Genomic DNA, 18,971 nt, shown 5'->3' with positions numbered 1-18,971 from the left:
AGCAGAAGGATGATGTCAATGCAATTCAAAAAAATTATTTATAAAAATTGGCGAAGCAGTTAAAGCGTGGTACAATGAGTGACAAATGTAAACGTAGGAGGAATATTAATGGATAACACCTACCTAGAAATAACTCCTGCAGAATGGCAGATTATGCGGGTGGTCTGGAGCCTTAAAGAGACGACCAGTACCGAAATCATCACTGTTCTTAAACGAAAGGTCGACTGGAAGCCAGCAACGGTCAAGACATTACTCCGGCGGTTGGTAGAAAAGAAGGCTCTGACCACTACTAAAGACGGGCGGAGTTTTATTTACCGGCCACTGGTCGCCGAACAAGCGACAATGGACCAGGTAGCTGATAACTTATTTAACAGCATCTGTGAGCGACACGTCGGTTCCACCCTTGAACACGTAGTTGATAATGTAACTCTTAGCAAGAAGGACATTAAGAACTTACAAGAATTGCTGGCTAACAAGCTGGCGTCGGCGCCCGCTGAAGTGGAGTGCAACTGTATTCCCGGGATGAAGATGAAGTGCTAAGCGTAATATAAAAGGACTAGCCACGTTTTTTCGGCTAGTCCTTTTATATTACTTTTCTTTATCTTCTTTTTTGTCCTCGGTCTTAGCTTTTTTAGCTGGCTTAATGTGAACGACCTTAAATTTATTGACGTAGGCGTTCTTTAAGTCTAACGGGGTAAACGAGAACTTGTCGACCCTTATCGGTTGCCCAACCTTCAAGTCATACTGGCGTTCGAGGAAGAATCCGGTCAAGGTCGTTACCTCTGAATTCTCAAACTGGTCGATGTTAGTGTCAAAGTAACGCTCAAAGTCATCGAGGGGCATCTTCCCGGATACTTCATAAGTTGGGTTACCCTTACTATCAGGATCCTTCTTCTCAATCATATCAGCAGTGGCATGGTCAATTTCTTCGCCAACCGTCCCGAATAGTTCCTCATAGATATCCTTATCAGTAATGATTCCTGAGGTACCACCGTACTCGTCTTGCACAACAACAATTGGCACTTGCTTTTTCATCATTTCTTTAAGCACGTTGGTCAATTGTTCGTTGACGTAGACGATTGGGATCCGCCGCATAATCGTCCGGACAGATTGTTGCGGGTTAATTTGGTTTTGCCGCATGATGTCGTAGGCGAAGATGTAGCCGAGAATGTGGTCCTTATCGTTGTTTGCAACGACAGGGAAACGGGTAAACTTCTTCTTGAAGTATAGCGTTGCCGCGTCAGCAATTGATGCTGTGATATCAATCACGGCCAGCTGCGTCCGGTCGATCATGATGTCTTCAGCTACCTTATCATTCATCTCAAAGGCTCGCTGCATGAAGATCACGTCTTCCTTATCCATTTCACCGGCCTTTTCTGACTGCTGGGATAAGGTCATGATTTCGTTTTGCGAGTAGGTATCTTCTTCCGGCTGGACATTATAACCAAGCATCTTGGTGATTGCCGCCGCGACGACAGCAAACAGCCAAACGAATGGATAAAAGACCGTGTGGAAGAATTGAACCGGGTGGACAATCGCCAATAGAATTGGCACTGGCCGGTCAATCGCCATGTTCTTTGGTACCAGGTCAGTGAAGACGGCGTGGAAGAACGTGAAGATTAAAACACCGATAACGGGGGCAATTGCTTGCAAGATTTCGTGGGGGATAATGTTAAGCTTTAATAACAGATCAGTAATGAACTGGTCACCAATCCACCCTAAAATCAGTGAAGTCATGGTAACACCCACCTGGGCAGTTGAGAGGTATTCGTTAAGATTACCAACCATGTGCTCAGCGCGCTTGACCTTTTTGGTCTGCCGCAATTCCTTTAATTCACTCGGCCGCACTTTAACAACCGAGTATTCAAGCAAGGTAAATAGTGCTGCCAACAGTAAAATAAAAATAATAACAATTAGTCTAAACCAATATGAATCCCATAATCCACTCATAGTTTAATAACTTCACCTAAACTTTCATAAATATTTATCGACTACTATTGTATCAGCAAAATACATTTCCGGGGGATTTTTAGATAAATCTTTTTAATAAAATTTTTATTGTAATGTTAAAATAAAGAAAAAGCAGTAGGGAGTAAATATGGATAACAACGACGAATTAAAAAAATCAACCCGCTTGCGAGAAATCATGCGAGTCATGCGCAAGTATCACTTTGTCAATAACTTCTACCACCAAACCCACCCTGAGGACATTCGCCAGGCACTTCAGGAACTGGGACCGACATTTATCAAGCTGGGCCAGATTATGTCGACCCGGCCAGACCTGGTGTCACCCGCGTATATCAAGGAATTACGCCACTTACAAGACCAGGTTAATGCCGATGATTTTACTAGCGTGCAGGAAACTTTTACTAAGGAAACCGGTAAAGAAATCACGGATGTGTTTGATGATTTTAATCCTGAACCCTTTGCTTCCGCCTCAATCGGCCAGGTTCACCGGGCAAAACTTAAGGACGGTACGCCGGTGGTTGTTAAGGTCCAGCACCCGGAGGTCGGAAAATTAGTCAATACCGACTTAGCACTATTGCGGCGGGCGGTTGCCTTGCTGAAGTATGTTCCCAAAGATATCACCGTGGTAGACTTGAACCGGGTGATTGATGAGTTGAGTTCTTCCTTGTTGAGTGAGGTTAACACCCTTGACGAAGCACACAACGGGGAGGAATTTTACCGGTTGAATAATAATGATGGCCCGATCATCGTGCCGAAAGTTTACATCGACTACTGCGCGCCCAAGGTCCTGGTTAACGAAGCAATGACCGGGAAGAGTATTCGTTACCTATTAACTGACCAGGTGAAGGGCGAAGAGGACCCAGCCGCGGACAAGAAACACGCGATTGCAATGTATCTTGTCAATAACTTCTTAAAGCAGGTATTTGTGGACCACTTCTTTCACGCCGACCCCCATCCGGGAAACATCCTGATTCACGAGTTAACTAGCGATGAGGAGCCAGGGCTGACAACGACCAAGCAGGTGGAAAAACAGCTGGGCAACACAACCGTTGGTTTTACCCAGCAGGAGAGCCTGCCGCCATACCAGATCATCTACCTTGATTTTGGCATGATGGGGCAGTTGACCCCCGCAATGGCCGATAGCATTGCCAACGTGGTGGTCGCTATCAATACCAAGGATATTCGAAAGATTGGCCGGGCGATTCTAAACATTTGCAACCGGACCGGCGAGGTTGACGAACCCAAGTTTTTCAAGGAACTTAATTCTTTTATCCAGCCATATTTCTCCGCTGGACTAGGCAACATCGACTTTACAAACATGATTTACCAAATTATTCAGCTTTGTCAGGCTAACCACTTGCAGATGAAGAGTGAGGTCACAATGCTAATCAAGGCTTTTGGGACATTAGAAGGAACGATTGCGAAACTCGATCCGACCCTGTCGATGATTGAAGTCGCTCAGGACTTTGGGCGAAAGTACCTGCGTCGCAACTTTAACTGGCAAACGACCCTCAATAGTAGCTTGATGAACCTCCTGTTTGCCAGTCGGGCGACGACGAAGATGCCGGAAAAGATCAACGAACTGATTGATACCTTCGTCAACGGGGACGCAAAGGTTGACTTACAATACAAGGACCAAAAGAACGTGCTAAAGCAGCTGGAACGGCTGATGAACCGTTTTATGATCGCAATTATCCTGGCGGCTGTGATTCTCGGCTCGTCGTTGCTAGTGGAGGGGAGTGCCAACCATCCCCATATCTACCATCTCGGGGTGATCGGCTATACCATTTCACTGGTCATTATCAGTCTATTGATTATCAGCGAGCTGGTCCACCGCTGGCGTCACTGGAGGAATAAACGGTGATTATTTGCAGCCTTTTTACTATGACCCTTTGCGCAGCCTGCTGGGCGGGGAGTATCTACCTAATCCTTGTTCGGCGGTTTAAGAATAAAGCAGCCCTGCTCCGCTATAATAAGTTGGTCTTCTTCTTGATGGGGCTTAACCTCGTTGGCTGTTTGCCCCTGTTGCTCTGGTTGGCCTGGCAGGGAAGCGGCCTGTTGCTCGTCGACTACTTGCTAGTTATTGCCACCGTGACGGACATCCTAAGTACGGTGGGGCTGGTTAGTTTTAGCCTGGTTAGTGGTTATCGCAGTCGGCAAGCATTACCAGCAGAGGAGCAGATGATTGTGATCCTGGGGGCTGCTACTCATCATGGACACGTCCCGCCAGTGTTGGCTGCCCGGCTTGACCGGGGGATTTGTTGCTGGCAAAAACAACCAGCCGCCAAAATTATTGTCACTGGTGGCGTTGTGCATCAGGAAAAATCATCAGAAGCAGCAGCAATGGCAGCGTATTTAATCCGCCATGGCATCCCCCGCCAGCAAATTATCTGCGAAGAAACTGCCAAAAACACCTGGCAAAACCTAACACAGAGTGCAAAGCTAATTGGCCAGGTTAGTCCCGTTGTGGTCGTCACCAGCGACTTTCACGTTCTCCGGGTCAAAAGTTACTTGAAAAAACTGGGCTTATCATGGACCGTCAGTGGGGCGAAAACGCCCGCTAGCCACCGCCCATTGACCTTTGTCCGTGACTACCTCGGCCTTATTCGGGATCACCGTTACCTAGGCGCGGGAATCCTGTTGCTCCTGATTGGGATTGCTTTTCTGTGGATTTAAGAAGGGAGTAGCAAATGGAAGATATCCAGGCAATCATTGCAAACTATGATTATTTAAATGGTCAAATGACTAGTGATGACGGTAATCATTTCCGGAACTTAAATTCTTTTATCGCCGCAATCGGCTGTGGCCTAGAGCTTGGCTTTAATTTTGGCGGGGTGCGCTGGTATCTCGGTAGCACCGCTTCTGGCCTTTTACTTAGCAAGGATAACGGGGAATGGAAGGTTAAGTTTACAAACTTCGATGACTTGCTTGACTATTCTTTTGCAGGAAAAACAATTCGCACAAACTGGGCAGACATCTTTATCAATGAATTTTAAGTAGAATTATCGGAGGATAGCAAATGAACTTAACCAAATACCGGATTGGTTCTACAATCAAAGTGCTTTTCAAGGACGGGACCATTCTTACTGGTAAGGTAGATGATTTTACTTCTAGCTGGGACAATGATGATGAAGGCGATTATCTGACAATCATCCCGTTGACGGGCAGATTGAAAGGACTTGATGTGCAGGTTAATCAATTTGAAGTTAAGGCAATCATGCAACTAAGTAAATAAAAAGCTGGCACAAGCACTTTTGCTCGCCAGCTTCTTTTGTTTACTTATTCTTATATACTGCGATTTCAACCAGGTTGTTATCAGGGTCGTGGACGTACAGGGAGGTCATTGTTCCTTCAGAACCGTGCTTTTCAACCGGTCCTTCGATAATGTCGATGTAATAACTATTGAGGTGGTGGATGATGTCTTCCAGCTTATCGCCCGCGATCAAGCAGAGGTCAGCGGAACCAACAGTTGGTGTCGCAGCCTTTAAGTCTGTCGGTCGGTCTGCCTTTTGCAGGCGGATCAACTGGTGACCACACCGCAGAGTAATGAGGTGGTCGTTACTCTGGTCATCGATTACTGGCATATCAAAGACTTCGTGGTAGAAACGCATCGCCTCTTCAAGGTTACTGACAGTTAAAACAACGTGGTCGATCCGGCGCATTTTCATAATCTAATATCTCCTTCAATTCAAAATCGGTTCCTATTATACGCGGAAACCATTTGAATTGGCAAAGGTGATAATAAGTTGTAAGATTATATGATTGAAAAAGAGAGAAGGAAAAGTGGGTAATGGACGGAAAAACAACTATTAGCGTATTCATCGGCGGTTTTATCGGTGGCGTAGTTCGTTATTGGTTAGGCCAATTCTTTACTGTTAACGGCGTTTTAATCGCTAACCTGACAGGCTGCTTCCTGCTGGCCTTTTTGACCTACTACGTACTTGAAAAGGGGCGGTTATCAAGCTGGCTGAACACGGGAATTGGGACCGGCTTTGTCGGCGCCTTTACAACCTTTTCATCCTTGATGACCGCCACAGCTAAGCTCGGTCAAGATGACCTCTTGGCAGCATTTGCTTACCTGATGGTGAGTGCGGTCGGGGGGCTGGTGATGGCTGGCCTTGGTTTTATCTGCGGAAATTATTGCGGAAAGAAGGGGCAAAATGATTAATGTTGGCATCGGATCGGCCATTGGCGCCCTTCTTCGTTACCTGCTAACCAGTTGCTGGAAAAAGCGGGGGATCAATTGGCCCCTCGCAACTCTGTTAATCAATGTCACCGGGAGCTTTGCTTTGGGCCTCTTGACCAGCCACTTTGCTGCTGATTCGCCAGTAATGCTACTTTTTGGCATTGGGATGATGGGTGGGTATACGACTTTTTCCACCTTTAACACCGAATTAATATCAATGATTGATGAACACCGCTGGGCAGCCCTGCTTACCTACCTTGGTTTATCCTACATCTTAGGGATTGGGGCTGCTGTTATGGGGATGGCGTTATAGCATTGGAGGTTAATATGACAAATAATAATTCATTACCAACACAGGTTGAAGTCCGTGGTGGACGTGTTCACAACCTTAAAAACATTGACATCAATATTCCGTTGCACCGCTTTGTTGCAATTTCAGGGCTTTCAGGGTCCGGGAAAAGTTCATTAGCGATGGGAATCTTGTATGAAGAAGGATCACGACGCTACCTCGAAGCCTTATCGACTTATACCAGGAGACGGATCAAACTTGGTGCCCAGGCGGACGTAACAAGTGTCAAGCATATTCCATCCGCGCTTGCATTGCGGCAACGGCCGTCAGTGCCATCTGAACGAGCGACGGTCGGAACGATGAGTGAGATTTTCAACGTTATCCGTTTGATTTTCTCGCGTCTCGGTTCCCCAGTTTGCCCCAATGGTCACCGTCTTAAGCCTAGTCTGAAAATTACCGAAGCGATGAGCAAGAGCGGGGAGGCGATGGGCCAGTTGACCTGTCCGACCTGCGGGGAGAAGTTTTATGCTTACAGTGCTGAGGACTTTGCCTTTAATTCTGGTGGGGCCTGTGAACGCTGCCAGGGAACGGGGATGGTCCGTGAGCTTGATGACAGTAAATTGATTGCTGATGAAAACCTCAGCCTTGCGGAAGGAGCGGTTGCATCCTGGCATCTCCCGGGACGCAACTTTATGCCAAACGTGGCTGAACATGCTGGTGTCCGGATCAATGTTCCTTACAAGGACCTGACCGCTAAGGAGAAGGACTTTGTCTTAAATGGTCCTCAAAAGAAGTTTAAGATGGACTTCCGGTCAGGAACTGGCCGCGTTTTCCATGACTTTAACGCCCTCTACGAAAATGCCCACCAGGCAGTTCTAGAATCAGCAAAGAGCAGTAAGAGTGAGCGGGCGCAGAAGCGGATTAGCGAGTTTTTCCACTACTCCACCTGCCCAGTTTGCCATGGTACCCGCTTAAAGCCGGAATTATTGACGCAGCTTGCCGGCGGATTAAACATTGCCCAGGTCAGCGACCTATCTCTTGGTGATCTTGCTAGCTGGAAAAAGGATGTCCTTTCGACCCTGCCAGCAAACATGGATAAGCTCGCCAGTTCACTTTTTAAGGAGTTTGACGATAACCTGCGGCCACTATTAGAGTTGGGGCTTGATTACTTGACCCTTTCCCGGAATGGTAACACCCTATCAACTGGCGAACTGCAACGGATTCAGCTTGCCCGGACTTTGCGCACCCAGACGACGGGGGTTCTCTATATTCTTGATGAACCATCGATTGGGCTGCATCCGGACAACATCAGTGGTCTTTTAAATGTCTTCCGTGAACTGGTCGCCCAGGGAAATTCCTTGGTTGTTGTTGACCACAACGTCGACATCGTCAAGGCTGCGGATTGGATCATCGAGATCGGTCCGGGGTCCGGTGAAGTCGGCGGGCAAATCTTGACGCAAGGAACCCCGGCGACGATTGCAAAGAACCCTGCTTCTAAGATTGGTCCCTACTTAAATGGCACTGCTAAGTTGATCAGCCGTCCATTGGCTACTGCCAAGGCAGCATCGACGATTGACTTCACCGTTAATAACTACTACAACATCAAGAATGTTGCAGGGCAACTACCAGTTAACCAGTTAACTGCCGTCACCGGTTTTTCGGGGGCGGGGAAGACGAGTTTAATCCTTGATAGCCTGGTTCCAGCAATTAAGGTCCGGGCGAAGAACCAGCCCTTGCCAGCCCAGGTAAAGCAGCTGAAATCACCACTCAAGGACGTTGTCAGTGTTGACGCCGCGCCAATTGGCAAGACAATGCGGTCCACAGTTGCAACCTATACCAGTATTATGGATAACTTACGGAAGCTCTTCGCTGCCCAGCCACTTGCTAAGGAGAAGCACTATACACCGAGTTATTTCTCCTACAACAATAAACAGGGAGCCTGCCCAAACTGTGGTGGAGCAGGAGTCGTAACCCTTGATATTCAATTCTTGCCGGATATGCAGCAAACCTGCCCGGTCTGCAATGGCGACCGTTATAACCATGATGTCCAACAGGTTAAGTGGCACGACTATTCGATCGTCGACTTGTTAAAACTTGACGTCCGGTCAGCCATCCCGGTCTTTGCCGACGTGCCGAAGATTAAAAAGGAGCTGGAGTTACTAGAAGAAGTCGGCCTCGGTTACCTGCACCTAGGCGAAAGTACACCGAGTCTATCTGGCGGGGAAGCCCAACGACTGAAGCTCGTTAAGCACCTCAACCACAACCAGCAGACGACCTTGTTTGTCTTTGATGAACCGACAATCGGCCTGCATCCTCTCGACGTCAAGACCTTGCTAACGGTCATGCAGCAGTTGATTGACCGCGGGGCAACCATCTTGACAATTACCCACGATCTGAACCTAATCATCAATGCTGATTACATGCTCGACATGGGTCCCCGTGGTGGGAAGAATGGGGGACAAATTGTCGCTAGCGGCCGGCCGCTTGACCTTGTTAAATCACCAGCAAGTCTGACATGCAAGTACCTAGCCAACTATTGGCAACAATTTAACTGAAACAAAAAGCACCGTGGCCTTCATGACCACAGTGCTTTTTGATTTAGGCCCGTTGTTCACGTTCCTCTTTTTCATGTTGCCAAACTTTCTTAATTAAAAAGTACAAAGCTAAAATAACTATGATGGCGATCACCACCGCAATGATCCGCTTGATGTTACCCTTGAAGATCGCATCCCCCCCAAAGGCATATAGGAAGGACGTCGGGGCCATCCCAACCGCCACCATTGCCAGAAAGTGCTTGCGGTCAACGTTTAGGCGGGCACCAGAGTAATTGACGAGCACGCTCGGGATGACGGGAATCATGAAACCAATCGTTAACCCAATTAAGGGGTGCTTTTGGTGCATTAAGTAGTCAAGCAGCTTGGATTTTTTCATCCGCTTAGAAAGGTCGATCCGGCGAATAATGCTCATCACGGCACAGTTACCAAGGATATTCCCGGCCCAATTAAGGATAAAGCCAACCAGCGGTCCGTAGCATAGTCCGGTAAAGATACAGACGACCGAGTTAGACATTCCAGGAATCGCATTGAAGACGGCGATCAATGCCACTAATAAGAACATATCGACAAAGCCGTGACTCCGGATCATGTGGAGGAGCTTTGCCCGGTTATTACCCGCGTCCATATTTAGCAACAGGTTGATGTCGGGCCGGTAAGTCCGGTAGATGAAATATAAGATAATGAGTGATAATAAGACGGCCCCGATAATCAACGCGGTCTTATTTAATCGGCGTTCTTTCATGGTTTACTCCTCCTTGGGAAGGGAAAGGCCAGCTGCCGTAAAGAGGGTCGTTAACGTTTCCCTTAACAGCGGGTCATGGGCATAGATATACGTGCCATAGACACCCCGCTTAAATAATACGTTTAATGAGTTCATAATCATCTGCTTCTTGAGTTTGGTAACCTCAGCCGGGTCGGTCAAGTCGTCGCGCTTCTTAAAGGCTTCAACATCAGTGTAGCGGTCAAGGTTAACCTGGAGTTTCTCCGTTCCTGGTGTCTGGCTGATTGGCGGCCCGATGATAATTCCCGTGTAGTTAAGGTCGAACCCTTGACAGGTATAGATCGAGCCCACTTCGTCAATCGTCTCCGGTAACTCAGCCCAGGGGGTTACCGTGTAGTTATACTGGTCCCACGGCATCTTGAACCGCCCTTCTTCGATATAGTGTTTGCCCCCATCAAGGGTTGACGGGTAACCAGAAGTAGAAAGAATCCGGGATAAGCCGACCTCATCATTACGACGGACAATTGCTTGCCGCATCTTTTCAGCATCATCGTAGATTCGGAAGTCATAACCATCCCGGGCATTCGCTGGCAGGGCAGTCAGCTGACCAGCAGTAAAGTCATTAAACCACTTCACCAAGTCGTCACTAGCGTTCATCCGGAACATGTGGGTCAAATGGTATTCCTTGTGCGGATATCGGTCGGTAATGGCCCGTAAGCGAGAAATTGTCCATAAGCTCTTCATCCGCAAGACCTGGTACTCATCAAAGACAATCACGACGACCTTGGCGCGTTTGATAATTTCCACTAGCTGGTTGTCGTGGTAAAAGTTATTGTAGTGGTCCGCCTTAGATAAGAGGAGGTGGGCTTCATCAATGATTGCCAGGTCAATTTTTTCATTACGTTTATCTAACTGGTTAATCAATGAAGTTGGGCGGGCAAAGTCCTTTTTATACAACTCTTTAATCCCCCCAGCGATTTCACGGTAGACCTTTAAAATTTCTGGGTGGTTAACGAGAAAGTAGTTCTTCGTTTGGTAGAAGGGAGATGTCTTATCAGTACGGGCCGCTTTTTGAATGCGATCAAATAATTGTGATAAAACAACGCTCTTGCCCGTACCAGCATCCCCAAAAATTGTGTAGACTGCCGGATAGTCTCCCTGAAGGTGGCCCTTGCTAAAGGCGATGATGTCTTCAACGAGCCGCTCTTGTTCTGGTGTTAATGTCTTGAATGGTGATAATTTGTCAATTGCGGCATTATCAATTTCTGTCATAAAAATCCCTTTTCCAACGTAATTTCTCCTTATAATGGTATCGAAATGGGGCAATTTCGTCAATTTGAATGGTCCATAATTTACTCATCACTTTAGAAAGTGTTAGAATAAGTAAAGCAGTTAAATTATGATATAAAATTACTGATACCAAAATTAAAGAAGGAGTGGAATAGATGAATCTGCATCCTGATTATCTATTAAACGAAGTCAACGAGCCAAGCGACATTAAACAGATGTCACTTGACCAATTAAAGCAGTTGGCAGCTGAAATGCGGCAGTTAGTTCTCGAACGTGACGCTAAGATCGGTGGTCACGTTGGCCCTAACCTTGGGGTGATGGAGCTAACGCTGGCATTTCACTATGTCTTTGATTCTCCCCATGACAAGATCATCTGGGACGTTTCTCACCAGTGTTATGCCCACAAGATGCTAACGGGGCGGAAGCTTGGTTTTCTTGATCCAGACCACTACGAGGACGTGACTGGTTTTACCTCGCCCGAAGAGAGCGCCCACGACTTCTTTGAAGTTGGTCACACTTCAACTTCAATTGCGCTCGCAGTCGGGATGGCCCAGGCCCGTGACCTGATGAAGCCACAATCAACTAATAACATCATGGCTGTCATCGGGGATGGCTCATTAAGTGGTGGCTTGGCCTTTGAAGGATTGAATAACGCTGCCAAGTTGCATTCAAACCTAATTATCCTCGTCAACGACAACCAAATGTCAATTGATGAGAACCAGGGTGGCTTGTACAAGGGCTTGAAAGAGCTTCGTGATACTAATGGGAAGTCAGCAAATAATATCTTTAAGTTTATGGGCTTAGACTACAAGTACGTCGCTGATGGCAACGACTTGCAGACGATGATCGATACTTTCAATGAAGTTAAGGGGATTGACCACCCAATCGTTATCCACGTTAATACCTTGAAAGGGAAGGGCTACCAGCCAGCGGTTGATGAAAAGATGAAATACCACTGGCGCAAGCCATTTGATTTGAAGACCGGGAAGGATAAGGTTGCCGCAAGTGGTGATACTTACAATGATGCAATCTTAGCAGAACTTGACCGGCAAATTGCTGATGGGGTTCCGGTAGCGGCGATTGGTGCGGCTATTCCTGGTGAATTTGGCCTCAGTGAGTTTAAGGCTAAGCACCCGGACCGCTACTTTGATGTCGGAATTGCCGAGCAAGACTCAATCACCACCGCTGTCGCTATGGCCCAAGCAGGTGCCCGGCCGGTTGTCTTTGAGAAGAGCACCTTCTTACAACGGGCATATGACCAGTTAATCCACGACATGGCCTTAAATGATGCCCCGGTTGTGATGATTGTCGGTGGGGGTTCAATTGCGGAAAATTCCGCTACCCACCAGGGAACATTTGACATTTCGATGATCAGTGACCTGCCAAATATCGAATACCTCGCCCCAACAAATGAGGAAGAAATGATTTCGATGTTACGCTGGGCAATTAAGCAGACTGACCAACCGGTAGCAATCCGGCGGCCAGAGAAGCCATTAGTCCACGGCAAGGCGACCCAGGATGATTACAGTGCCATCAAGTATGACATTGCCCATCACGGAAGCGAAGTTGCCATTATGGCGGTCGGCGACTTCTGGCAACTAGGTGAAGAAGTCCGCGGTGAGCTTGCCAAAAAGCTCAACATCGACGCAACCCTGATTAATCCGAAGTCGGTGACGGGGATCGATCCAGAAGTTCTCCACCACTTAGCAGAAAACCATGATGTGGTTGTAACATTAGAAGATGGTAACCTAAGCGGGGGCTTTGGCGAAACAATTTCCCGTTACTACGGACCAAAGAACATGAAAGTGTTAAACTTTGGGGCACCGCGGGAATTTGCGGACAATGTGCCAACTGACGTAATGTATGAATGGTATCACTTAACACCAAAACAAATCGTTGATGACGTAGAAAAAGTCATCCACTCATTATAATCAAAAAGCTGTCATGACAGGCGTTTGTGCTTGTCAGTGACAGCTTTTTTGATTATTAATTTTGCTCCCCATATTCTTTTTCAGAATTCCAGTGGGGTACTGGTGGGGCAAACTTTTGCAATTTTACATTAACAGCTTCTTATATTAACTTCTTTAATTCTTCAATTGCCTTATCGTAATCTGGTTCATCAACCAATTCACTTACGATTTGCCGGTAGACGATCTTGCCATCCTTATCAAGAATCCATACTGACCGTGCAAGGAGAGCCTCATCGGGAATCAGAAGCTTGGATTCGTAACCAAACGATTCTTCCTTGTCAGAAACCAGTTGCATATTCTTAACACCTTCAGCTGCACACCACTTCTGCTGGTCTTCCGTGGTATTGGTTGAAATCGTCAGGAAGTTTACATCGGGGAACTCATCCATTGTCGAGTTGAACCGCTTTGTCTGGAGGCTACATACCGGCGTGTTGATGTCTGGGACAACACTCAGCAGGGTTACCTTGCCGAGCAACTGGCGGGTCTTAATCTTTTGCCCATTCTTGTCAAACACCTTAAAGTGGGGGAATTCTTCGCCAACTGCCGGTGGGTTTCCTACTAGTTGCCGCTTTTCGCCATTGATCGTGATTTCCATTATGATGCACTCCTTTTCTTACTGTAGCTTACGTTTAGTATAACGAAACTCCCGTTAAAAATCATTATTTTAAAATTTAAAAGTGCAAACCGCTCCTTTTTTACGTATTTAAATACTAGAGACACAAAAAGGAGTATTTTTATGTTAAAGAACACACACACTAAGAAACGTCGCTTGAACAATGCTTACTTACTGGGAATGGTGACCGCCACGGCAATCCTTGGCTTTGCTAACCCCGTTTTAGCAGATGAGAACAAACCACAATCACTTGCTGAGGCCATTGAGGCCAAGATTGCTGCTGAAAAATACGAGAAAGAAATCGAGACTTGGCCAGAGACCCGTGAGATTAAACGTGTTATCCACTTCAGTGGCTTGGACGAGGAAGACCAGATTCCGGATATCGTTCAGACGGCGACAGCCCACCGCGAAGTTACGGTTAATCACAAGACACTTGGCAGAAACGAGACTATGTGGCAGGTTGACAACCTTGATGAGGTTCAATTGCCCAAGATTGATGGTTACATCTGTTACGCGAAAACAGTCCCTGCAGTGACATCTACGTTGAACATCGGCCAATTTGATCGGCCCACATTTGCTTTCTATCACCGCCTTCCAGGCTATCAGGGAAAAGCAAAAGCCAGCAAGGACCAGCCAACATCAATTGACCAAGGGGTACAAACTGCACCGGTGAAAATCACCGACCAAGTAACCGTATCTGACGCAGCAACAAATACGCCAGTGGAAGATGAAAAAGCAACGGTGACGACCGCCACTGATACAGCAGACCTAATTACTTCCCGGAATGTGGGGAGCCAATATGAAAATACCAGCATTGATGAGGGCTGTGGTGACGATCGGATTGATGATGAAACGTTAGCACCAGTTAGAAACATGCGCGACTTTGCAACGCAGACTGTTAATCCCGTGACTAAGGATACCGCTAGTGGGGATGAAGAGGTCACGACCGCTGATACTGGGGTGGGGGATGACCCAGTGATAGTGGCGGATCAAGCGAGCCAAACAGAGAAGCCAGCGACCGCTACTGAATCGACAATGACGACAGTTAAGGAGCTTGTTGATACTGCCAACGGGGATGAGCCAGTGTCCAGTAGAGACCAAGCAACGCAAGCGGCTCCTGAACAAATCACTGAATCAACAGAGACAAGTAGGGTTACACGTCGCGAAATTGGCGTTGGGGATGCCGTAGTTGACCTCCCTACCTTCATTGATGAAGGAGTAATGACTGTGCCACCAGTAGAAACAGTCGATGAGCAAACAGCAACAGAAACGCCCCAACTAGCTAGTCAGGAAACCCAGACTGCGGAAACTACCACTGAAGATGCTGCTAGCCAAACACGATTGACCGGCAGTGACCAGGCAACCCAAACGACTATCTCATTGACTTCTACCGCTAGTCAGACGATGGATAGTAGTGAACATCACGATGCTGGTACGCAAACTACTATCGCCGGTACAGTAACAGTCGGCACAATGACCGCGCCACAACAGAGTCACGAAGTTGCAACGCAGACGGAGCCGGAAACAACGGCCACGGAGCAAGCAACTAACCGCGACGCTTCAACGATGACTGACCAGCCTAACGAGCATCAGGACAGCGCTACGCAAACTACGAGTGTGGATTACGTCAACCAAGCAAGTCAGACTGACCAGCAGATAGTTGATGAACCAAGCCAAACGCTCCCTGTCACCCGCGTCGATGCGGAAACCCAAACTGTCCCACTAGAAACAAGTACTGCTGCCAGTCAGACTAACAGCGAAAGCCAAATTAGCACGACATCCCAAACCGCCCCGTCGGATATAAGTGAAAACGCAAGCCAGTCAGTCGATGTGTCTTGTAATGAAGCAGGGACCCAGACAGTGCAAGAAAAAGACTTTGCTGGTCCTCAGACAACCACTGTAACGAGCACCAAACTGGACGAAGCGACAAAAGAACCGGCAACGGTGAAAGCACAAGCCAAGCAGATCACTGATTTAGCGCCACAACCTGCCAGCCCAGAAGAAAAGACGGCAAGCGAACGCCAAGCAGCCGGTAACGCGCCACAGGTAATCCCTGCCTCCACGACGGCGCCAGAAAGCGAAGAAAGGAGCAAACCGCAAATCGTTACCCCGCAAGCAAACATTCAACCACAAGCTATTCAAGAGCCAGTTAGTGTCACAGCGATAACGGATAACCAGGAACCACTTCGCTTGCATGAACGTTTCAAGGCTGCCCAAGACCGTTTAACGGCACTAGAAGCGACATCCCCATTAGCACCTAACCAAGGCGAGGGACAGTTAACGACGGGAACACTCCCTAAGACAGGTAATAAGGTTAATACCGTGACCAGCGTGGTCGGCTTATTAGTCACGGCGATCGTCGCTGCCATTGGCCTGGTATCCTTGCGGAAAAAACGTTAATTTTCAAAAAAAGTTAAATAAAGGCTTGCATTCTTAATTTTCTAATAGTATTCTAATGTTATCGAAAGAAGAAATGGAGGAGATTAATATGCAAATTTATATTCGAGATATTATTCATCATCTAACCTCCACCTCAACCACAACAACAAGCACCGTGGTTGGGCACCTTTAATATTTCTAAAATCTGTTAGCGAACAGCTATCCAGGACGTCTCAACCACATCAAGCAATGATCAGGGTTGAATTGGGACGTAATGGGTAGCTTTTTTATTTGAAGTGAGGTTAGTATGATGGATAGTGCAAACGAAAAAGTAAAATTAAATCGGACGATGACGCCTGGCCAGATGGAAATGATCGCGATTGGGGGAACAATCGGTAGTGGTCTTTTCATGGGGGCAACATCAACGATCAAGTGGACCGGGCCATCCGTCCTCTTGGCCTATGCCTTTGTCGGCCTAGTGCTATACGGGGTAATGCGGGCGCTGGGGGAGATGATTTATATCAGTCCCGGGACCGGGTCCTTTGCGGATTACGGGTCGAAATACATTCACCCCTTAGCCGGTTATTTAACAAAGTGGAGCAACGTCTTCCAGTTTATCATCGTGGGGATTTCCGACATCATCGCCATGAGTCAGTACCTTAATTACTGGTGGCCCGACTTACCCGACTGGATTTCCGGGGTAATCATGATTGTCATCTTGACACTGGCAAACTTAGCATCTGCCAAGGCTTACGGTCGGTTGGAGTTCTGGTTTGCGATGATTAAGGTCGTAACAATTATCGTGATGATCATCCTTGGTTTACTGGTAATCGTTCTCGGCCTTGGTAACCACTGGCATCCAGTAGGAATTTCTAACCTGTGGTCCCACGGTGGCTTCTTCACCGGTGGCTTCATGGGCTTCATGTTCTCCTTATCAGTGATTGCTGGTTCTTACCAGGGAATTGAATTGCTCGGGATTACCGCTGGTGAAGCAGCCTCGCCACGGCACGCGATTGTGAAGTCAGTTAAGTCCGTTATCTGGCGGATCTTGATCTTCTACATTGGGGCAATCTTCGTGATCGTTTCAATTTACCCATGGGACGAATTAAAAGCCGTTGGTTCACCATTCGTTGAAACTTTCACCCGGGTCGGAATTACTGGAGCTGCCGGAATCATTAACTTCGTTGTTTTAACGGCCGCACTTTCCGGGGCAAATTCCGGAATTTACAGTGCCAGTCGGATGCTCTTTAAGCTCTCTGTCGATGGGGAAGTGCCAAAGGTATTCAGTAAGCTTTCCAAGCGGGTGGTACCAAACGTTGCAATCTTAACCATCGCCTTCTGGATCTTCTTAGGGTTTGTCGTGAACATGCTGGTATCTACTTTCAGTGCAAAATCATCAAACATCTTCGTGATTGTTTATAGTTCAAGTGTTCTTCCGGGGATGGTACCATGGTTTATCATTTTGATCTCAGAATTAAACTTCCGCCGGCAAAACCCAGTGGAATTGAAGGATCACCCATTTAAGATGCCATTCTATCCGGCGTACAACTACTTTAGTTTGATTGCCTTAACGGTCATTCTACTGTTCATGTTCTTTAACCCAGACACCCGGGTTTCAGTCAGTGCCGGGCTTGTCTTCTTAATCTTAATGAGTATCATTTATAAGCTGAGAGCAAAGAAGCAGGAAAACTAAGATAAAGCCTACAAGTTTTTGTGCTTGTAGGCTTTATCCTTTTTAAATAAACATTTCTTTTCCAGTCATGAAATGATACAATATCAACGAACATACGTTTAGAGAAAGGGATTGGCTTATGCGATTTCGATTTGAAAAGAAACTATGGAAGTTAATCATCCCCTTAATCGTTGTCTTAGGGGTGGGGGGGATTAGCCAGCACCCCCAGACAAGTGATGCGGCGTCGGCAGGAGTTGAACAACTAGTCTCCTGGGGCCAGCATTATGACAAGGGGCAACACCCAAATTCCAATAACTCACGAATGGCGCCACCAAGCCAGCAACAAGCAGAGAGCGTCCTCTCAGCAGGGGTTCGCCAGCAGCTCGGTACCACTAATATCAAGTGGAATGGAAACGGGGCCTTTATCCTTAACAATAACCAGACGGGCCTCAATGCAGGCATTAGCAGTGCACCGTACGCAGTCAACCGGCTGGATTCCCGTGGACGGGCGTGGCAGGGAGATGCCTGGTTAAACCGGACGACGCGGCAGTATAAAAACCGTAACCAAACCGGTAATGGCGCGACGAACTGGAAGCCGGCTGGGTTCTTGCAGGCTCACAACCTCAAGAACGGTCCTAACCATGCCTACGATCGAGGGCACCTGCTTGGCTACGCATTAGTCGGTGGAATCCGCGGCTTTAACGCGTCAGAGGCTAACCCGAAGAATATCGCGACCCAGACTGCCTGGGCCAACGAAGCGCGGAGCACCAATTCTACCGGGCAAAACTACTACGAGGGGCTTGTGCGTAAGGCCCTCGACCAAAATAAGCAGGTTCGCTACCGGGTAACCGATGTATATGATGGCAATAACCTCGTCCCATCCGGTGCCCACATTGAAGCGAAGTCCGCTGACGGAACCCTGCAGTATAATGTTTTCGTGCCCAACGTACAAAATAATATTAGTATCAATTACGCCACCGGGGCAGTCACCGCAATTAACCAGTAATAAAAAGAGTCTCAAGGGATATTGCATCCTTGAGATTCTTTTTAATTTGTCTAAACAGTATACGTATCCCCCCACAAAACAAAACTCCCTATCCATTGTGCATGATGGATAGGGAGTTTTGCAGTGTCAATGCCTACGTTCTCTATATTGCGTTACTAGTGATATATGCTTTATTAGGGAGGAGAACCGTCTATTATTCTGCGATGGGGGCAGACGGTACTATTACGTAAAGCATGACAACTCGGCCCGACGGTATCTGTCGACCAAGAATTATTATACCATAAAAGAATCGTTTTTAATAAAATTTTACCTAACTTGAGCA

At 47.3% G+C, this 18,971-nt stretch carries 17 protein-coding genes; 12 read left to right on the top strand and 5 right to left on the bottom strand.

Features of this window, described 5'->3' with window-relative positions; all coding sequences use genetic code 11:
• Positions 1-108: 108 nt before the first annotated feature.
• Positions 109-540, top strand: a complete 432-nt coding sequence (locus CZ502_RS08325; RefSeq protein ID WP_076461478.1) for a CopY/TcrY family copper transport repressor — start codon at positions 109-111, stop codon at positions 538-540.
• 48 nt (positions 541-588) lie between these two features.
• Here CZ502_RS08325 and CZ502_RS08320 read toward each other — a convergent pair whose 3' ends face one another.
• Positions 589-1,950, bottom strand: coding sequence for a hemolysin family protein (locus tag CZ502_RS08320; RefSeq protein WP_076461476.1), 1,362 nt, complete (start codon positions 1,948-1,950; stop codon positions 589-591).
• 148 nt (positions 1,951-2,098) lie between these two features.
• On the opposite strand from CZ502_RS08320, the gene CZ502_RS08315 reads away from it, so the two are divergent.
• Genes CZ502_RS08315 through CZ502_RS08300 form a run of 4 tightly spaced genes read left to right on the top strand, consistent with a single transcriptional unit; the run spans position 2,099 to position 5,203 of the window.
• Complete coding sequence (locus CZ502_RS08315; RefSeq protein ID WP_076461474.1) at positions 2,099-3,832, top strand: ABC1 kinase family protein; 1,734 nt, start codon at positions 2,099-2,101, stop codon at positions 3,830-3,832.
• Positions 3,829-4,644, top strand: a complete 816-nt coding sequence (locus tag CZ502_RS08310) for a YdcF family protein (RefSeq protein WP_076461472.1) — start codon at positions 3,829-3,831, stop codon at positions 4,642-4,644. Before CZ502_RS08315 ends, CZ502_RS08310 begins: the two co-directional genes overlap by 4 nt.
• A 14-nt stretch (positions 4,645-4,658) precedes the next feature.
• Positions 4,659-4,964: a hypothetical protein gene (locus tag CZ502_RS08305; protein ID WP_076461470.1), complete on the top strand. Its 306-nt coding sequence runs from the start codon at positions 4,659-4,661 to the stop codon at positions 4,962-4,964.
• 23 nt (positions 4,965-4,987) lie between these two features.
• On the top strand, positions 4,988-5,203 hold the full coding sequence (locus CZ502_RS08300) for a hypothetical protein (protein WP_076461468.1): 216 nt from the start codon (positions 4,988-4,990) through the stop codon (positions 5,201-5,203).
• 40 nt (positions 5,204-5,243) lie between these two features.
• Here CZ502_RS08300 and CZ502_RS08295 read toward each other — a convergent pair whose 3' ends face one another.
• Positions 5,244-5,636: a VOC family protein gene (locus CZ502_RS08295; RefSeq protein ID WP_076461466.1), complete on the bottom strand. Its 393-nt coding sequence runs from the start codon at positions 5,634-5,636 to the stop codon at positions 5,244-5,246.
• 122 nt (positions 5,637-5,758) lie between these two features.
• Here CZ502_RS08295 and CZ502_RS08290 point away from each other — a divergent pair, with 122 nt between their 5' ends.
• Genes CZ502_RS08290 through CZ502_RS08280 form a run of 3 tightly spaced genes read left to right on the top strand, consistent with a single transcriptional unit; the run spans position 5,759 to position 8,998 of the window.
• Positions 5,759-6,136, top strand: a complete 378-nt coding sequence (locus tag CZ502_RS08290; protein ID WP_076461464.1) for a fluoride efflux transporter FluC — start codon at positions 5,759-5,761, stop codon at positions 6,134-6,136.
• Positions 6,129-6,467, top strand: a complete 339-nt coding sequence (locus tag CZ502_RS08285; RefSeq protein WP_076461462.1) for a fluoride efflux transporter FluC — start codon at positions 6,129-6,131, stop codon at positions 6,465-6,467. The genes CZ502_RS08290 and CZ502_RS08285 overlap by 8 nt, the downstream gene beginning before the upstream one ends.
• A gap of 14 nt (positions 6,468-6,481) precedes the next feature.
• Positions 6,482-8,998, top strand: coding sequence for an excinuclease ABC subunit UvrA (locus CZ502_RS08280; protein WP_076461460.1), 2,517 nt, complete (start codon positions 6,482-6,484; stop codon positions 8,996-8,998).
• Between the two features lie 43 nt (positions 8,999-9,041).
• Here CZ502_RS08280 and CZ502_RS08275 read toward each other — a convergent pair whose 3' ends face one another.
• Together CZ502_RS08275 and CZ502_RS08270 are read right to left on the bottom strand one after the other, a co-directional pair.
• Entirely contained in the window at positions 9,042-9,740 is a 699-nt protein-coding gene (locus CZ502_RS08275) for a TVP38/TMEM64 family protein (protein ID WP_076461458.1), read from the bottom strand.
• Between the two features lie 3 nt (positions 9,741-9,743).
• Positions 9,744-10,991: a DUF2075 domain-containing protein gene (locus tag CZ502_RS08270; protein ID WP_076461456.1), complete on the bottom strand. Its 1,248-nt coding sequence runs from the start codon at positions 10,989-10,991 to the stop codon at positions 9,744-9,746.
• 173 nt (positions 10,992-11,164) lie between these two features.
• Here CZ502_RS08270 and CZ502_RS08265 point away from each other — a divergent pair, with 173 nt between their 5' ends.
• Positions 11,165-12,940, top strand: a complete 1,776-nt coding sequence (locus CZ502_RS08265; RefSeq protein WP_076461454.1) for a 1-deoxy-D-xylulose-5-phosphate synthase — start codon at positions 11,165-11,167, stop codon at positions 12,938-12,940.
• Positions 12,941-13,079: 139 nt separating this feature from the next.
• Here the strand turns inward: CZ502_RS08265 and tpx are convergent, their stop codons facing one another.
• The gene (tpx, locus tag CZ502_RS08260) at positions 13,080-13,574 is read right to left on the bottom strand and encodes a thiol peroxidase (RefSeq protein ID WP_076461452.1); all 495 of its coding nucleotides are present in this window, start codon (positions 13,572-13,574) and stop codon (positions 13,080-13,082) included.
• 141 nt (positions 13,575-13,715) lie between these two features.
• On the opposite strand from tpx, the gene CZ502_RS08255 reads away from it, so the two are divergent.
• The 3 genes from CZ502_RS08255 to CZ502_RS08245 all read left to right on the top strand — a co-directional run bounded on the left by CZ502_RS08255 (position 13,716) and on the right by CZ502_RS08245 (position 18,649).
• The gene (locus CZ502_RS08255; RefSeq protein WP_076461450.1) at positions 13,716-15,992 is read left to right on the top strand and encodes an LPXTG cell wall anchor domain-containing protein; all 2,277 of its coding nucleotides are present in this window, start codon (positions 13,716-13,718) and stop codon (positions 15,990-15,992) included.
• A 286-nt stretch (positions 15,993-16,278) separates the two neighbouring features.
• Positions 16,279-17,664 carry an amino acid permease gene (locus CZ502_RS08250; RefSeq protein ID WP_076461448.1) on the top strand — a complete coding sequence of 462 codons (1,386 nt, stop codon included), beginning with the start codon at positions 16,279-16,281 and terminating at the stop codon, positions 17,662-17,664.
• Between the two features lie 118 nt (positions 17,665-17,782).
• Positions 17,783-18,649 carry a DNA/RNA non-specific endonuclease gene (locus CZ502_RS08245; RefSeq protein ID WP_076461446.1) on the top strand — a complete coding sequence of 289 codons (867 nt, stop codon included), beginning with the start codon at positions 17,783-17,785 and terminating at the stop codon, positions 18,647-18,649.
• Positions 18,650-18,971 lie beyond the last annotated feature (322 nt).

This window comes from Limosilactobacillus caccae, assembly GCF_900156885.1.
GTDB lineage: Bacteria > Bacillota > Bacilli > Lactobacillales > Lactobacillaceae > Limosilactobacillus > Limosilactobacillus caccae.
The sequence above is the reverse complement of the archived record's forward strand: the minus strand, read 5'-3'. Positions and strand labels throughout refer to the sequence as shown.

What these genes read in the sequence shown, in the direction of transcription:
- CZ502_RS08320 (WP_076461476.1), bottom strand. Translation starts at nt 1,950, where the DNA reads ATGAGTGGATTATGGGATTCATATTGGTTTAGACTAATTGTTATTATT.
- CZ502_RS08255 (WP_076461450.1), top strand. Translation starts at nt 13,716, where the DNA reads ATGTTAAAGAACACACACACTAAGAAACGTCGCTTGAACAATGCTTAC.
- CZ502_RS08285 (WP_076461462.1), top strand. Translation starts at nt 6,129, where the DNA reads ATGATTAATGTTGGCATCGGATCGGCCATTGGCGCCCTTCTTCGTTAC.
- CZ502_RS08275 (WP_076461458.1), bottom strand. Translation starts at nt 9,740, where the DNA reads ATGAAAGAACGCCGATTAAATAAGACCGCGTTGATTATCGGGGCCGTC.
- CZ502_RS08300 (WP_076461468.1), top strand. Translation starts at nt 4,988, where the DNA reads ATGAACTTAACCAAATACCGGATTGGTTCTACAATCAAAGTGCTTTTC.
- CZ502_RS08280 (WP_076461460.1), top strand. Translation starts at nt 6,482, where the DNA reads ATGACAAATAATAATTCATTACCAACACAGGTTGAAGTCCGTGGTGGA.
- CZ502_RS08250 (WP_076461448.1), top strand. Translation starts at nt 16,279, where the DNA reads ATGATGGATAGTGCAAACGAAAAAGTAAAATTAAATCGGACGATGACG.
- CZ502_RS08325 (WP_076461478.1), top strand. Translation starts at nt 109, where the DNA reads ATGGATAACACCTACCTAGAAATAACTCCTGCAGAATGGCAGATTATG.
- CZ502_RS08290 (WP_076461464.1), top strand. Translation starts at nt 5,759, where the DNA reads ATGGACGGAAAAACAACTATTAGCGTATTCATCGGCGGTTTTATCGGT.
- tpx (WP_076461452.1), bottom strand. Translation starts at nt 13,574, where the DNA reads ATGGAAATCACGATCAATGGCGAAAAGCGGCAACTAGTAGGAAACCCA.
- CZ502_RS08315 (WP_076461474.1), top strand. Translation starts at nt 2,099, where the DNA reads ATGGATAACAACGACGAATTAAAAAAATCAACCCGCTTGCGAGAAATC.
- CZ502_RS08270 (WP_076461456.1), bottom strand. Translation starts at nt 10,991, where the DNA reads ATGACAGAAATTGATAATGCCGCAATTGACAAATTATCACCATTCAAG.
- CZ502_RS08265 (WP_076461454.1), top strand. Translation starts at nt 11,165, where the DNA reads ATGAATCTGCATCCTGATTATCTATTAAACGAAGTCAACGAGCCAAGC.
- CZ502_RS08305 (WP_076461470.1), top strand. Translation starts at nt 4,659, where the DNA reads ATGGAAGATATCCAGGCAATCATTGCAAACTATGATTATTTAAATGGT.
- CZ502_RS08295 (WP_076461466.1), bottom strand. Translation starts at nt 5,636, where the DNA reads ATGAAAATGCGCCGGATCGACCACGTTGTTTTAACTGTCAGTAACCTT.
- CZ502_RS08245 (WP_076461446.1), top strand. Translation starts at nt 17,783, where the DNA reads ATGCGATTTCGATTTGAAAAGAAACTATGGAAGTTAATCATCCCCTTA.